The organism is Pseudothauera lacus, assembly GCF_003034845.1.
GTDB classification, from domain to species: domain Bacteria; phylum Pseudomonadota; class Gammaproteobacteria; order Burkholderiales; family Rhodocyclaceae; genus Pseudothauera; species Pseudothauera lacus.
The window spans coordinates 234,950-248,216 of record NZ_PZKC01000002.1 but is presented as its reverse complement, the minus strand read 5'-3'; the positions used below and the strand labels follow the sequence as shown (position 1 = coordinate 248,216).

General features: G+C 68.9%; 16 protein-coding genes. 9 read left to right on the top strand and 7 right to left on the bottom strand.

Translation table 11 applies throughout. From position 1 onward, the window contains the following. Window positions 1-87: 87 nt before the first annotated feature. From C8261_RS03115 to nifL, 3 genes are all read right to left on the bottom strand, one after another. Window positions 88-357 (bottom strand): PepSY domain-containing protein, encoded by a 270-nt coding sequence (locus tag C8261_RS03115; protein WP_107492200.1) that lies wholly within the window; start codon window positions 355-357, stop codon window positions 88-90. 109 nt (window positions 358-466) lie between these two features. After that, window positions 467-2,020: a nif-specific transcriptional activator NifA gene (gene nifA, locus C8261_RS03110; protein WP_107492199.1), complete on the bottom strand. Its 1,554-nt coding sequence runs from the start codon at window positions 2,018-2,020 to the stop codon at window positions 467-469. Beyond that, window positions 2,017-3,600, bottom strand: coding sequence for a nitrogen fixation negative regulator NifL (gene nifL / locus C8261_RS03105; protein ID WP_107492198.1), 1,584 nt, complete (start codon window positions 3,598-3,600; stop codon window positions 2,017-2,019). Before nifL ends, nifA begins: the two co-directional genes overlap by 4 nt. 247 nt (window positions 3,601-3,847) lie before the next feature. On the opposite strand from nifL, the gene rsxA reads away from it, so the two are divergent. From rsxA to C8261_RS03060, 9 genes are read left to right on the top strand one after another with little or no spacing between them, the layout of a single operon-like run. Continuing rightward, window positions 3,848-4,429 (top strand): electron transport complex subunit RsxA, encoded by a 582-nt coding sequence (gene rsxA / locus C8261_RS03100; protein WP_107492197.1) that lies wholly within the window; start codon window positions 3,848-3,850, stop codon window positions 4,427-4,429. 14 nt (window positions 4,430-4,443) lie between these two features. Further along, entirely contained in the window at window positions 4,444-5,016 is a 573-nt protein-coding gene (locus C8261_RS03095) for an RnfABCDGE type electron transport complex subunit B (protein WP_107492196.1), read from the top strand. Window positions 5,017-5,026: 10 nt separating this feature from the next. Beyond that, complete coding sequence (gene rsxC / locus C8261_RS03090; protein ID WP_107492195.1) at window positions 5,027-6,559, top strand: electron transport complex subunit RsxC; 1,533 nt, start codon at window positions 5,027-5,029, stop codon at window positions 6,557-6,559. Then, a complete protein-coding gene (locus C8261_RS03085) occupies window positions 6,556-7,626 on the top strand; it encodes an RnfABCDGE type electron transport complex subunit D (protein WP_107492194.1) in 1,071 nt (356 codons plus the stop codon). The genes rsxC and C8261_RS03085 overlap by 4 nt, the downstream gene beginning before the upstream one ends. A 3-nt stretch (window positions 7,627-7,629) precedes the next feature. Continuing rightward, window positions 7,630-8,307: an electron transport complex subunit RsxG gene (rsxG, locus tag C8261_RS03080; protein ID WP_107492193.1), complete on the top strand. Its 678-nt coding sequence runs from the start codon at window positions 7,630-7,632 to the stop codon at window positions 8,305-8,307. Next, window positions 8,304-9,041 (top strand): electron transport complex subunit E, encoded by a 738-nt coding sequence (locus C8261_RS03075; protein WP_107492192.1) that lies wholly within the window; start codon window positions 8,304-8,306, stop codon window positions 9,039-9,041. Before rsxG ends, C8261_RS03075 begins: the two co-directional genes overlap by 4 nt. Before the next feature lie 19 nt (window positions 9,042-9,060). Next, a complete protein-coding gene (locus C8261_RS03070; RefSeq protein ID WP_107492191.1) occupies window positions 9,061-9,333 on the top strand; it encodes an RnfH family protein in 273 nt (90 codons plus the stop codon). Beyond that, the gene (locus tag C8261_RS03065; RefSeq protein WP_107492190.1) at window positions 9,317-10,096 is read left to right on the top strand and encodes a 4Fe4S-binding leucine-rich repeat protein; all 780 of its coding nucleotides are present in this window, start codon (window positions 9,317-9,319) and stop codon (window positions 10,094-10,096) included. The genes C8261_RS03070 and C8261_RS03065 overlap by 17 nt, the downstream gene beginning before the upstream one ends. After that, the gene (locus C8261_RS03060) at window positions 10,096-11,043 is read left to right on the top strand and encodes a hypothetical protein (protein ID WP_107492189.1); all 948 of its coding nucleotides are present in this window, start codon (window positions 10,096-10,098) and stop codon (window positions 11,041-11,043) included. The genes C8261_RS03065 and C8261_RS03060 overlap by 1 nt, the downstream gene beginning before the upstream one ends. Before the next feature lie 204 nt (window positions 11,044-11,247). Here the strand turns inward: C8261_RS03060 and C8261_RS03055 are convergent, their stop codons facing one another. The 4 genes from C8261_RS03055 to C8261_RS03040 form a co-directional block, all read right to left on the bottom strand. Beyond that, the gene (locus tag C8261_RS03055; RefSeq protein WP_107492188.1) at window positions 11,248-11,838 is read right to left on the bottom strand and encodes a mobile mystery protein B; all 591 of its coding nucleotides are present in this window, start codon (window positions 11,836-11,838) and stop codon (window positions 11,248-11,250) included. Then, window positions 11,838-12,296 carry a mobile mystery protein A gene (locus tag C8261_RS03050; RefSeq protein WP_107492361.1) on the bottom strand — a complete coding sequence of 153 codons (459 nt, stop codon included), beginning with the start codon at window positions 12,294-12,296 and terminating at the stop codon, window positions 11,838-11,840. Before C8261_RS03050 ends, C8261_RS03055 begins: the two co-directional genes overlap by 1 nt. 306 nt (window positions 12,297-12,602) lie before the next feature. Next, the gene (locus C8261_RS03045; RefSeq protein WP_107492187.1) at window positions 12,603-12,995 is read right to left on the bottom strand and encodes a NifB/NifX family molybdenum-iron cluster-binding protein; all 393 of its coding nucleotides are present in this window, start codon (window positions 12,993-12,995) and stop codon (window positions 12,603-12,605) included. Then, window positions 12,992-13,261: a nitrogen fixation protein NifZ gene (locus tag C8261_RS03040; RefSeq protein ID WP_107492186.1), complete on the bottom strand. Its 270-nt coding sequence runs from the start codon at window positions 13,259-13,261 to the stop codon at window positions 12,992-12,994. The genes C8261_RS03045 and C8261_RS03040 overlap by 4 nt, the downstream gene beginning before the upstream one ends. Between the last annotated feature and the right edge of the window lie 6 nt (window positions 13,262-13,267).

Below are 13,267 nucleotides of genomic sequence, written 5' to 3'. Positions count from 1 at the left end.
GACCTCAGTATGCACGCTTCGGCCCGGCAGGAGGCGCTCGGTCAGGCGATCCGGCTCGCGGTGCGGGCTGCACGCCGGAGGGCACAGTCAATCATCCGCGCGTTCGGAGAGCACGGCGCCGCTGCGGGGATCCACCTTCAGTTCGACCTTGCGGCCCTCGCGGTAGGCCTCGACCTCCCAGCGGCCGTCGTCCAGATCGACCTCGACGATGGGGGCGTAGCCCTGGCGCTCCAGCTCGGCGACGATCTGCGACAGCGGGCGGGCGTCGGACGGCAGGCGCTCGCTGGCGCCCAGCGGGGCGGCGAAAAAGGCGGCGCTGGCCAGCAGAAAGCTGGCGATGGTGTTCTTGTTGCTCATTTCGAAGTCTCCACTGCTGTCCGGGGTCACGGGAGCAGTGAGTGTGCCCGCGCGCTGCGAGTTCCGCGCCGCGGGGGCAGCTTTACACGCCGAAACACCTCGTCTGCGCTCAGATCTGGCGCACCTTGATGTTCAGCGTCTGGATGCGGTAAGCGATCTGTCGCGGCGTCATGTTGAGCAGGCGAGCGGCCTTGGCCTGCACCCAGCCGGCCTGCTCGAGCGCGGCGATGACGCGTTCGCGTTCGTCGAGCTCGGGATCGTTGAGATCGATCGCCGCGGCACCGCCACGCAGCGGGGTGACGCGCTCCTCGATCCCGGAGATGAGGATGAGATCGCGGTCGATGGTGCCGTTGTCGCTCATTACCGCCGCACGTTCGATGCAGTTCTCCAGTTCGCGCACATTGCCCGGCCAGGCATGGTGGAGGAGCACGCGCAGGGCGGCGTCGGTGATGTTCAGCGGACGCCCCTGACTGGCGCCGATCTTGTCCACCAGGTGGCGGGCGATCTCGGGAATGTCCTCGACGCGCTCGCGCAGCGGCGGCAGCATGATGGGCATGACGTTGAGGCGGTAGTAGAGATCCTCGCGGAACTTGCCCTGCTCGACCTCGTTTTCCAGGTCGCGGTTGGTGGCGGCGATCACCCTCACGTCCACCTTCAGCGTGCGCACGCCGCCGACCCGCTCCAGCTCGCCCTCCTGCAGCACGCGCAGCAGCTTGGCCTGGAAGGAGGCGGAGATCTCGCCGATCTCGTCGAGGAACAGGGTGCCGCCATCGGCCATCTCGAAGCGCCCCTTGCGCTGCGCCATGGCGCCGGTGAACGCGCCCTTCTCATGGCCGAAGAGTTCGGATTCGAGCAGGTTCTCCGGCAGCGCCGCACAGTTGAGCTTGACGAAGGGCCCGGCGGCGCGCGGCGAGTTGTAGTGGATGGACTGGGCGATGAGCTCCTTGCCGGTGCCGGTCTCGCCGCGCACCAGCACAGTGGTGTTCCACTTCGCGACCTGACGCACCTGCTCGAAGATCTGCTTCATCTTCATGGTATGGCCGACGACATTGTCGAAGCCGTAGCGGTTGCGCACCGCGCGGCGCAGGGTATCGCGCTCCTCGGCGAGGTCGCGGCGCTCCTGGCGCACCTGCTGGGCGAGGCGGACGGTCTGGCCGATCAGGTTGGCGACCATCTCGGCGAGGTGGGCGTCATCTTCCAGGCGTTCGCGCGCCACTGGCGGCGGCTGCAGGGCGAGCACGCCGACGGTTTCGTGGCCGACGCGGATGGGTACGCCGATGAACGGCGCCTCACCGTCGAAGAGGCCGCGCTGGGCAAGGTAGCGTGGGTCGTCGGCAAGACGTTCGAGCACCTGCGCACGACCGCGCTGCAGGACCAGGCCGATCACGCCTTCGCCGGAACGCCAGCGCAGATCCGGGCTACAGGGCGCATCGACGCCATGCAGCGCCGACAGCGCCATGACCTCGCCGTCGGGTTCGGCAAGGGTCACCAGGGCACGGTTGAAGCCGCATTCCTCGTCGAGCACCCGCAACACCTCGGCCAGGGTCTCGCGCAGCTCCAGCGAACGCGACAGCACGCGGCTGACGCGGTAGAGCGATTCGAGGGCGGACTCCAGCCAGGCCGCACGGGCCTCACCGGCATCGGGGGGCAGGGCCGCAGTCATCCGCGTCCCTCCGCGCCATTGGCCGCCACCCGCGAGGCCGGGAAGCTGACCAGCAGGCGACAGCCGCCGAGATGGCGGGGGTCGATCTCCAGCACGCCGCGGTGGCGGCTGACGATTTCCTGCGCCAGCGACAGGCCGACGCCGCGCGCACCGCCGCGCGAGGGCTTGGTGGAGAAGAAAGGCTCGAAGATCTTCAGGCGCAGCGCCTCGGGAATGCCGGGGCCGGTATCGACGATCTCGACCTCGACCTGGCCGTCGCGCGCGACGGTGCCGAGGAACAGGCCACGCTCGTTCCAGCCACGCACGTTCATCGCCTCGACGGCATTGCTGACGAGCTGGCGGAAGAGGTTGCGCAGCGCCGCGGGATCGCCCTGCACCGAAGGCAACACATGGGCCGGCCGCCAATCGACGGTGATCCCGGCACTGAGCAGGGCTTCGGTTTCCAGCATCAGCACGTCGCGCAGGACTTCGTTGAGGTTGACCGGGCCGCTGGGCTCCTCGGGGGCCGGCGGCATCGCCGCCTGCAGCGTGGCGATGGCCTGTTCGCCGGCATTCTGGGCGTCGGCGAGTGCCTGCGCCAGCGGGTCGAAAGCAGCGGACTGGCCGGCCCGGCGACGCTGCAGCGTGGCTGCGGCAGCGATCAGGTTGACCGGGCCCTGGAGCTGGAACACCGCACCGGCGAGGGTCTCGCGCAGACTCTGGTTGAGCTCCCCTTCGGAGAGCATGGCGCGCATCGCCGCCAGGCGCAGGGCCTCCTCCTGGCGCTTCGATGCACTGATATCGTGCATCACCAGCAACTGGTAGTCGGTGCAGTCGTCGCCGTAGAAGGCATCCGGGAGCGTCGAGCGCTCCTCGAACCAGGTCAGCGAACAGGAGTACCAGCGCGCCTCGCCGCCGCCGGCGCGCTCGAAGCGCAGTTCGTGGTTGCTCAGCGCACGGCGATGGGTGACGGCATGGTGGAAGGCCTCGCCGAGGCTCTGCTGCAGCGCGGTCATGACCTCATGGGCCGGCTCGACGACGCGCATCTCCTCCGAGATGCGCCGGTAGGCGGGGTTGTCGAGAACCACCTGACCGTCGCTGTTGAGCAGTGCCACTGCCACCGGCGCCACCGAAATCACCGACTCGATGAGCTGCTTGTGGTTGGCAAGCTGGCGCGCCAGGCGGTGCTCCTCGGTGGCATCCCAGTGCATGCCGAGGTAATGACTGCCCCCTTCCGCACCAGATTGGGGCGCCAGTGGCGTGACGGTGAGTTCGGCCACATACGGCCGGCCGTCCTTGCGGCGGTTGAGCAGGCGCCCGCTCCACGGCCGCCCGGCGGTCAGCGCCCGCCATAGCTCCTGATACACCGCCCTGGGCGTGGAGCGGTAGGACAGCAGCGACTGGTTGCGCCCCACCACTTCCGCGGCGCTGTAGCCGGTGATCGCACAGAAGGCCTGATTGACGTACAGGATGTTGGCAGCGGAATCGGTGATCGACACCGCGATCGCGGACTGGTCGATGGCATGGTGAAACAGCGCATCGGTGATGTGGGCCGGAAAGGGGCCCGGCTGTGCGGGGGCGGAAGCGGGTATGGCCATCATGATTGTCTCGCGGCGTAGTCGGACAAAGCAAAGCAAGCGATGTGCCACGGAGGTGCCGGGCAGGACCCCGGCTAGCGCCGCGCACCGACTGTCGCGTTCATGACAATCCCTTTGCGGATGGCGCAATCGAAACAGCGCAACACCCTCGTCGCGGCGCACCAATCCATAAAAATCATCTGCTTAGACGCAGCACACGGCGTGGCACGGGTTCTGCTGCCGGTAGCCCGTACGCGTGGAGAACGATGCAATGAACGAATGGGTGATGCTGCTGCTGGGCACCGCGCTGGTCAATAACGTGGTGCTGGTCAAGTTCCTTGGCCTGTGTCCCTTCATGGGCGTGTCGCGCAAGGTCGACAGCGCGGTGGGCATGGGGCTGGCCACCACCTTCGTGCTGGTGCTGACCAGCGCGCTGACCTGGATGCTGGAACACTGGCTGCTGGTGCCGCTGGAGCTCGGCTACCTGCGCATCCTCGGCTTCATCCTGGTGATCGCCGCCACGGTGCAGTTCGTCGAGATGGCGGTAAAGAAGAACGCCCCCGAGCTCTACCAGGTACTGGGCATCTATCTGCCGCTGATCACCACCAACTGCGCGGTGCTCGGTGTCGCCCTGCTCAACATCCAGGAAGGCGCCGGCTTCGTCACCAGCGTGCTCTACGCGCTCGGCTCGGCGGCCGGCTTCACCCTCGTGCTGATCATGTTTGCCGGCCTGCGCGAACGCCTCGCGCTGGCCCGCGTGCCGGCCGCCTTCGCCGGCGCGCCCATCGGTTTCGTCACCGCCGGCCTGCTGTCGCTCGCCTTCATGGGCTTCGCCGGCCTCACCAACCACTGACGGAGGACAACCCCATGGTCAGCGCCATCCTCAGTCTCGCCCTGCTGGGCGTATGTTTCGGGCTCATCCTCGGCGTCGCCGCGCGCGCCTTCCGCGTCGAGGCCAGCGGCATCGAGGCCGAGCTGGAAGCCATGCTGCCGGGCACCAACTGCGGCCAGTGCGGCTACCCCGGCTGTGCCGGCGCCGCCGCCGCACTGGCGCGCGGCGAAGCCGCCGCCACCTGCTGCCCGCCGGGCGGCAAGGCGCTCGCCGAGGCGCTCGCCGCGCGCCTGGGGCTGAGCCTGGACGCCAGCGCGGTGGCCGACGAGGTGCCGCTGGTCGCCGGCGTGCGCGAGGAAATCTGCATCGGCTGCACGAAGTGCTTCCGCGCCTGCCCCACCGATGCGGTGATGGGGGCGATGAAGCAGATCCACGCGGTGATCCGCGAAGCCTGTACCGGGTGCGCGAAGTGCGAGCCGCTGTGCCCCACCGGGGCGATCACCCTCACCCCGGTGCCGATGACCCTGCAGACCTGGGTATGGCCCAAGCCGGCCGCCCAGCCCTACCCCGCGGCAGTGCCGGCCACGGCCGCCGCAAAAGCAGCCTGAGAACGCAAGCATGGGCGCCGCCGACACCTCCCTGCTGTTGAAGCTCACCCGCGCGCTGAAGCGCTGGGGCGCACACCCTGATGGCCGCAAGCAGCCCGCCGCGGGCACTGCAATCGCCCCCATCCCGCTGCCGCCGCTGTTCACCCTGCCGCTCACCCAGCACATCGGCGCTCCCGCGCGCCCGCTGGTGCAGGCCGGCGAGCGCGTGCTGCGCGGACAGTTGCTCGCCGAGGCGGCGGGTCCGGTCTCCGCCCCCATCCACGCCCCGACCTCCGGCATCATCGCCGGCATCGGCGAGGTGCAGGTACCGCACCCCTCCGGACTCGGCGGCCCGGCGATCATGCTGGAGAGCGACGGCGCCGACGAGGCAGTGGAATTCGACGGCGCCGACCCCTTCACCCTCGAACCGGCGGAGATCGCCCGCCGCGTCTCCGCCGCCGGCATCGTCGGCATGGGGGGCGCCACCTTCCCTGCGGCGGTCAAGCTCGGCCTCGGCGTGCGTGCGCCGATCCCGACCCTGATCCTCAACGGCGGCGAGTGCGAACCCTATCTGTGCTGTGACGACCGCCTGATGCAGGAGCGCGCTGCCGAGGTGGTGGATGGCGCACGCATCATCCTGCGGGCGATCGGCGGCGAACGCGCGCTGATCGGCGTCGAAACCAACAAGCCCGAAGCCATCGCCGCGCTGCGTGCGGCCGCCGCCGCGCACGACGAGGTCGCCGTCGTCGCGGTCCCCAGCCGCTACCCCATGGGTTCGGAAAAGCAGCTCATCGCCTGGCTCACCGGCCGCGAGGTGCCCTCGCAAGGGCGCTCCGCCGACATCGGCGTGATGGTGCACAACGTCGCCACCGCGGCCGCCATCCACCGCGCCATCCGCCATGGCGAACCGCTCACCCGGCGCATCGTCACCGTCGCCGGCGGTGCCGTGCGCACCCCGCGCAATCTCGAAGTCCGCATCGGCACCCCGGCCAGCGCGCTGGTCGAGTTCTGCGGCGGCCTCACCGCCACCCCGGCACGCCTGGTGATGGGCGGGCCGATGATGGGAATGGCGGTCAATACCCTCGAACTGCCGATCATGAAGGGCTCCGGCGGCGTGCTCGCGCTCACCGCCGCGGAGATCGGCGCCAGCCAGCCCAGCGAAGGGCCGTGCATCCGCTGCGCGTCCTGCGTCGGCGCCTGTCCGATCGGACTGTTGCCGCTGGAGATGGCCGCGCGCATCCGTGCCGGCGACCTCGCCGCCTCGGTGGACCTGGGCCTCAAGGACTGCATCGGCTGCGGCACCTGTTCCTTCGTCTGTCCGTCGAAGATCCCCCTGGTGCAGTACTTCAACCACGCCAAGGGCGAACTGGCCGCGCGCGACCGCAACAAGCTCAAGCAGGATGCCATCCGCGAACTGGTCGAAGCCCGCAACGCCCGCATGGAACGCGAAGCGCGTGAAAAGGCCGAAGCCGCCGCGCGCCGCAAGGCCGAGCGCGAACGCGCCAAGGCCGAGGCCGCCGCCAAAGCCGCCGCACAACCCGCCAGCGAGGAAAGCGCGGCATGAACATCGTCTCCTCCCCCCACGCCCACGGCGCCCGCCCGGTCGGGCAGGTGATGCTGCTGGTGATGGTCGCGCTGCTGCCCGCCACCCTGGCCGGCTTCTGGCGCTTCGGCTGGCCGGCGATCTACCTCTGGCTGGTCACCGTGCTCGCCTGTGCGCTCACCGAGGTGCTCTGCGTGCGCCTCGCCGGCCGCCCCGCCCGCCCGGCACTGGCCGACGGCTCGGCGGTGCTCACCGGCTGGCTGCTGGCGCTGTCCCTGCCGCCGTGGGCACCGTGGTGGGTCGGCGTGGTCGGCGGCGCCTTTGCGATGGTGGTGTGCAAGCATGCCTTCGGCGGCCTCGGCCAGAACCTCTTCAACCCGGCGATGGCCGCACGGGTGATGCTGCTGATCTCCTTCCCGGTGGAGATGACGCAGTGGCTGGCCCCGCTGCCGCTGGGCTCGGCCGGCGCGCCGGACGCCCTCGGGGCGCTGGCGATCACCTTCGGCGCCGGCCTGCCCGACGGCATGACCAGCGCCTCGCTGCTCGATCACGTGCGTGCCGAAGCCACCCAGGGGGTGCCGCTGTCGGCCAGCCTCACCGGCCAGTTCGATCCGCTCGCCCTGGGCGCCGGCGACCGTGCCGGCAGTCTGGGCGAAACCACCGCGCTCCTGCTCGCCGCCGGCGGAGTGTTCCTGATCTTCATGCGCGTCATCGGCATGCGCATCCCGCTCGCCTTCATCCTCGGCATCGCCATACCGGCCGCGATCGCCCACTTCATCGCCCCCGACCGCTACCTGCCGCCGCTCGCCCACCTGCTCGCCGGCGGGGTGATGCTGGGCGCCTTCTTCATAGCCACCGACTACGTCACCTCGCCGTCGACCCCGCTCGGGCAGTGGCTGTTCGGCATCGGCTGCGGGCTGCTGACCTGGATCATCCGCACCTGGGGCGCCTACCCCGAGGGCGTGGCCTTCGCCATCCTGCTGATGAACGCTGCCACCCCGCTGATCGACCACTACACCCGCCCGCGCATCTTCGGCCGCACCCGCGCCGGCCGCAGCATGGTCCCGGCCGCACCGAAGGGCAACTGAGCGATGAGCACGTCAGCCGCCAAACACCTCGACGCCCTGTGGTACCAGACCGTCTCGCTGGGAACGGTCACCCTGCTCGCCGGCGCCGCCCTCGCCCTCGCCCACACCGCCACCGGCCCGGCCATTGCCGCCGCCGAGGCGCGCGACGTCGCCGCCTCGCTGGCCCAGGTGCTGCCGGAGAACTTCCACGACAACGATCTCCTCGCCGACACCGTCAGCATCGCCGGACCCGATGGCCGCCCGCTCACCGTGCACCGCGCCCGCCAGGGCGAAGCCGTGGTGGCGGTGATCTACCAGATGACCGGCAAGGGCTACGCCGGGCCGATCCGCCTGGTGATGGGGGTGGACCGCAGCGGCACGGTCACCGGCGTGCGCGTCACCGGCCATGGCGAAACCCCCGGACTGGGCGACAAGATCGAAGTCGCCCGCCACCCCTGGGTGCTCGCCTTCGCCGGCAAGTCGCTCGAAGAGCCGCTGCCCGCGCGCTGGGCAGTGAAGAAGGACGGCGGCGAGTTCGACCAGTTCGCCGGCGCCACCATCACCCCGCGCGCGGTGGTCGCCGCCGTCAGGCAGGGGCTGGAACTGTACGCCACGCAACGCAGCGCGATGCTCGGCGACGACGCACCGGCGGCGCCAGCTCGCGCAGCATCGGCCGCCACCACCGAGGAAGCCGCCCAATGAGCACCGCCGCCGACGCCACCCTGCCCGCCGACAGCGCCCCCGCCGCGCCGCCGCCGGCCATCGACTACCGCGGCATCGTCGGCCGCGGGCTGTGGTCGGAGAACATGGTGTTCGCCCAGATGCTGGCCTTGTGCCCGCTGCTGGCGGTCACCGGTACCGCCACCAACGGCCTCGGCATGGGGCTGGCCTCCACCGCCGTGCTGCTGCTGGCCAACGTTGGCGTGGCGCTGATTCGCAACTGGGTCAGCCCCAGCGTGCGCATCCCGGTATTCGTGGTGCTGATCGCCTCGCTGGTGACTCTGGTGGACATGAGCATCAACGCCTGGCTGCACGACCTCTACAAGGTGCTGGGCCTGTTCATCGCCCTCATCGTCTGCAACTGCGGCATCCTCGGGCGCGCCGAGGCCTTCGCGTCGAAGAACCCGGTCGGCGCCGCGGCGGTCGATGGCCTGGCAATGGGCCTGGGCTTCACCATCGCCCTGGTGGTGCTCGGCGCGGTGCGCGAGATCCTCGGCGCCGGCACCCTGTTCGCCGGCGCCAGCCTGCTCCTCGGCGAACCCTTCCACTTCATGGAACTGACCCTGATCCGCGACTACAAGGGTTTCCTGTTGATGATCCTGCCCCCTGGCGGCTTCCTCGCCCTGGGTTTCCTGATCGCCGGCAAGCGCGTCTGGGACACCCGCCAGAGCGCCCGCCAGCGCAGCGCGGCGGCGGGCGCGGGGGCATCGGCATGACACCGCGGAGGACGCTGCAATGAGAGTGGGTGTGGCCTACGCCGACGGCGGTCGTCAGGTCTGGCTGCGCGTGGACGTCGCCGACGGCGCCACCGCGCTGGACGCCATCGAACGCTCCGGCCTGCTCGACATGTACCCGACGATAGACCTCGAAACACAGAAGGTGGGCGTGTTCGGCAAGGTGGTTCAGCTCGACACCGCACTGCAGCCCGGCGATCGCGTGGAGGTCTATCGCGCGATCATCTGCGACCCCACCCAGGTGCCCCGGCGTGACAGTGACGACGAAGACTGAGCCGGCCGCGGAGCTCCCGCCGACGCCAGCGCCCAACCCCTGTACCCAGTGTGCGCTGCGCAACGACACCCTCGCGCGCGGCACCTGCGCTCCCGGCGACGCCTGTCTGGTGGCCCACAGCGGCCGCCAGATCGACCGCTTCATGGCGCGCAACCGCGAGTGGGCCGAACGCTGCCTCGACGACCCGTTCTGGGAACGCCGCGCCATCGCCGTCAAGTGGGCGCCCGCCGAACGCGTTGGCCGCCTCGCCCGCGATGCCGACGAGACAGTGCGCCGTTCGGTGGCCACCCGCCTCGATGGCGAAGCCCTGCTCGGCATGGCCCGCGACGAGGACCGCGAGGTGCGCATCACCGTTGCCAGCCGCCTGCCGCCGGAACTGCTCGAACGCATGATGCGCGACGCCGATTACGCCGTCCGCCTGCAGGTCGCCCGCCGCCTGCCCCATGGCCGCCTGCCGCGCATGGCTGATGACCCCGACGCCGTAGTGCGCAAGGAAGTCGCCCGCCGCCTGCCGGCCTTCGCGCTCGCCCGCATGGCCACCGACCCCGACCCTCAGGTGCGCGCCATCGCAGCCGCCCGCATGCTGCCCGAGGCCGCCGCAGCCCTGCTCGCCGACCCCGAATGGACAGTACGCGCCGCCGCCGTCGCGCAGGCGCCACTGGAAGCCCTGCACGCCGTGCTCGACGACCCCGAACCCGACGTGCGCGCACTCGCCGCCGAACGCCTGGGTATCGCCGCCCCTCCGCCGCCAAGGACGCCCTGATGACCCTGCTCAGCCCCGCCGACCTCGCCGAACTGGCCTTCCGCCTCTGCGTGTCCACCGCGCCGGTGCCCGGCCATGCGCCCCTCCTCGACGCCCTGCGTCGCGAAGGCGGGCCGGACTTCGCCCCGCGCCTGTCGCGCGGCGGCTGGTTCCGCCCGGGGCGCATCATCGACCGCGACGGCCGCTGCGTGGCCGAAGACGCCCTCGGCTGGCTCGAGGCCGCCTGGGAAGAGGCCGGGGAAGACGGCGAAGTGCTTGCCGAGCGCCTCTGCGCGTGCGGCTACAGCCTCACCCGCGAGCAGGGCATCACCCACTACCTGGTCGCCATCCGCGGCAAGGCCCCGGCCGACTACCTGCAACTGGAAGTGGAAGAACTGCAGGAGGTGATCAGCCACCCGCTGGGCTGCCGCAACATGTCCGCCGAATCCGTCGAAGCCCTGCTCGAACGCCCCGAAGGCCTGCCGCCGCCGCAGCGCCTGGGCAAACCGCGCTACAGCTGCCGCCGCCTCACCGACGTCTCCGCCCACATCGCCCGCATCGCCAACCAGGCCGGCAACCCCGCCCCGGTGATGCGCTTCCTCGACGACTGGGCGCGTTCCAGCGCCGGCCAGCACCGCCACTTCAGCGACCACTGGGTGCTGGCGCTCTCCGAGCATCTCGACCGCTACCGCCAGACCCGCTACGGCGCCGTGCCGGTGGCGGCCCACGCACCGACCTGGCAAGGCAGCGAGGACGCCCGCGGCACCGACCTGGCGCAGCAGCTGCACGACTTCGACCGCGCCGCCGGCTACGGCTTTGCGTGGTACTTCCACATGGTCAGCGGCCGCCGCGTCCCGCGCACCCTCCCGGGCAAGGTCTACGCCGACCTCCAGGAAGACCTCGCCTACCTGCCGCAGCGCGACATCGAACTGGTCAAGGCCTGGGTGGAAACGCCCTACAGCATCTGACCATTAACCCGGCAACAAATACAAATACCGTTCGGGCTGAGCGAAGTACGCTCGCCGTGGCACGCCGTGCTCGCTCGCGCCGCCAGCTGTGAGTTCAGTCAGCAATACGAAAAGTGCCCCTTCAGGTACCTGTCATCCTTTTACCCACCGATCCAATCCTGCTTGTCGTAGCACATGCATGCTAGCGTCGTTGCGAGGATTGAGTTACTTGCGCGCGAAGGCAAGAAGTGGCGCGATGTCGCCTTGGTCAGCTGCTCGCAGGGCGGCCAGGTATTCAGCACGCAGCTCGCTCTGACTCAGGAGGGAAGCGTATCCCCCGCCGCCCCATGAAAATGGCTCCTGGCCCATCTTCCTGAGCATGAGGTCGGTTATCAAGCGACAGCACCTCCCATTGCCGTTCGGAAACGGGTGGATGAGCACCAGCTGGTGGTGAAACCGTGCCGCCAGCTCATCCGGGGGCATGACCTGGAGTTCGACCTGATACCTGGTGTTCTCCAGTAAGTTCCGGACGCGCGTGGAAACCTGACGCCAATCGCAGCCGATATTCTTGTCACTCTTGCGGTACGTGCCGGCCCATGTCCATGTTTCGCTGAACATCCGCTTGTGCAACTCGCGCAGGAACACATCATCCAGGATGTCGTGCTTGAGCTGGCGCTGAGCCCACCGGGCGCCCTTGATGATGTTGAGCTGTTCCCACTCATTGAGCTCGCCCTGCGTCGACACGTGCTTGGGCTTCAGGCCCTCTTTTTCATCCGGGTCGAGCGGTGTCTGCCCGGGCTGGTACGTGAACTCCATCACCACAATTCGCGCCAGTTGCCGTCGAGCAGCTCTTTCGCTATGAGCTCCAATTGGGCCTGCTGCGCCTTGCTGCCAACGGCCTGATCCTCAAGCGACATGGTATGCACCACGGGGAGCATGTGCTTCCGAGCCACGGCCTTGGCCTGGTCCTTCAGCTTGGTCTCCAGGGGCGTCTTCGGCACGAGGACATAGTGCAGTTCGCAGTCGAGCGCCGCGGCAACCTTGCGCAGAGAGGCCAGTGAGATGCCGTCGTCGGCCTCGCTCTTCTCAAGCTTATGCACCGTGGAGTTCCTCACGTGCAGGCGCTGAGCGAGCGACACAGCAGTCATGCCAAGGGCTTCCCGGATGGTCCGTATCCAGCCGCAGGACGGCCGCGGCGGGAAGGTCTTCTTGATCCAGGGCTTCAGCTGCTTATCGGCTTGGTGCAGTTGCAGCCAGCGGTAGGACTTGTCCATCATAATCTCCCTGCAGGGCGACATATCTGGCTATATATTATCCCTGCAGGGTTAATAATACAACACTGAATACGCCACACAGGGATATTTCTGAGAACTCAAATTATCCATAAATGGCTATATGCAGATATTTATAATATCCCGGTAGGGATAAAAGTTGCGTAGACAAATAACCCTGCAGGGAGACTTGTTGAAGCGGTAAAGTCTCGGCTACTGCCGATGTCTGGATTGGCCGACGACTTGCCGGTGAGCAGTCGCCATGAACGACCGCACCGCCAACTTTAGACAGACCGCAGCAATACCGCCTCAATGCCGCGCAAACAGATCCCGCACGCTGCACACCAGGCGCAACGGGTCGAAGCGCACGCCGTCGAGCGCCTCGCCGGCAACGAGCTTCTCCACCGCGACGCGCGCCTCACGCTCGCCGGTGAGCAGCACCTCGGCGCCGCGCTTGCCCATATGGCGACGGAAACCGTCGCCGGCGCTGGCGGCGATGATCAAGGCCACACCGTCGAGCGGATGCGGCCCGCCATCGTCAAAGTAGTGAAAGATCTGGTCCTTTTCCAGACGCACGCTTTGCGGCGCGGTCAGCGGCCGGTCGGGATCGTTCTCATCCCACTCGAACACCAGCCAGTGCGCCGCCTTGCCGGCATGGCCGTCAAGGCAGCAGCCGTCGCGGGAGGCCACGGCGATCTTCATGCACGCGGCGCCGGGGTGTATTCCTGGGTGAGCTCGTCGGTGAGGCAACCCACCGGCGGGCCGAGCACGTCATCCGCGCCTTCGAAGCGCACCGCGAAGATCTCCATCTGCGGCTGACCATCAAGGTGGCCAGCCTTCACCACCACCCCGCGCGTGCCCGCCGCCGCCACCAGCGCACCGTCCTCGATTTCGGGCAGGCTGCCGTCGTTGTACAGGTCCTCACTGGCAAAGACCACTTCGCCCAGACCGTAAGTTGCACCGTCCATGGTCTT

Bases quoted from the DNA above. Each gene is read 5' to 3' on its own strand.
- C8261_RS03115 (WP_107492200.1), bottom strand. From the start codon at position 357: ATGAGCAACAAGAACACCATCGCCAGCTTTCTGCTGGCCAGCGCCGCC.
- nifA (WP_107492199.1), bottom strand. From the start codon at position 2,020: ATGACTGCGGCCCTGCCCCCCGATGCCGGTGAGGCCCGTGCGGCCTGG.
- nifL (WP_107492198.1), bottom strand. From the start codon at position 3,600: ATGATGGCCATACCCGCTTCCGCCCCCGCACAGCCGGGCCCCTTTCCG.
- rsxA (WP_107492197.1), top strand. From the start codon at position 3,848: ATGAACGAATGGGTGATGCTGCTGCTGGGCACCGCGCTGGTCAATAAC.
- C8261_RS03095 (WP_107492196.1), top strand. From the start codon at position 4,444: ATGGTCAGCGCCATCCTCAGTCTCGCCCTGCTGGGCGTATGTTTCGGG.
- rsxC (WP_107492195.1), top strand. From the start codon at position 5,027: ATGGGCGCCGCCGACACCTCCCTGCTGTTGAAGCTCACCCGCGCGCTG.
- C8261_RS03085 (WP_107492194.1), top strand. From the start codon at position 6,556: ATGAACATCGTCTCCTCCCCCCACGCCCACGGCGCCCGCCCGGTCGGG.
- rsxG (WP_107492193.1), top strand. From the start codon at position 7,630: ATGAGCACGTCAGCCGCCAAACACCTCGACGCCCTGTGGTACCAGACC.
- C8261_RS03075 (WP_107492192.1), top strand. From the start codon at position 8,304: ATGAGCACCGCCGCCGACGCCACCCTGCCCGCCGACAGCGCCCCCGCC.
- C8261_RS03070 (WP_107492191.1), top strand. From the start codon at position 9,061: ATGAGAGTGGGTGTGGCCTACGCCGACGGCGGTCGTCAGGTCTGGCTG.
- C8261_RS03060 (WP_107492189.1), top strand. From the start codon at position 10,096: ATGACCCTGCTCAGCCCCGCCGACCTCGCCGAACTGGCCTTCCGCCTC.
- C8261_RS03055 (WP_107492188.1), bottom strand. From the start codon at position 11,838: ATGGAGTTCACGTACCAGCCCGGGCAGACACCGCTCGACCCGGATGAA.
- C8261_RS03050 (WP_107492361.1), bottom strand. From the start codon at position 12,296: ATGGACAAGTCCTACCGCTGGCTGCAACTGCACCAAGCCGATAAGCAG.
- C8261_RS03045 (WP_107492187.1), bottom strand. From the start codon at position 12,995: ATGAAGATCGCCGTGGCCTCCCGCGACGGCTGCTGCCTTGACGGCCAT.
- C8261_RS03040 (WP_107492186.1), bottom strand. From the start codon at position 13,261: ATGGACGGTGCAACTTACGGTCTGGGCGAAGTGGTCTTTGCCAGTGAG.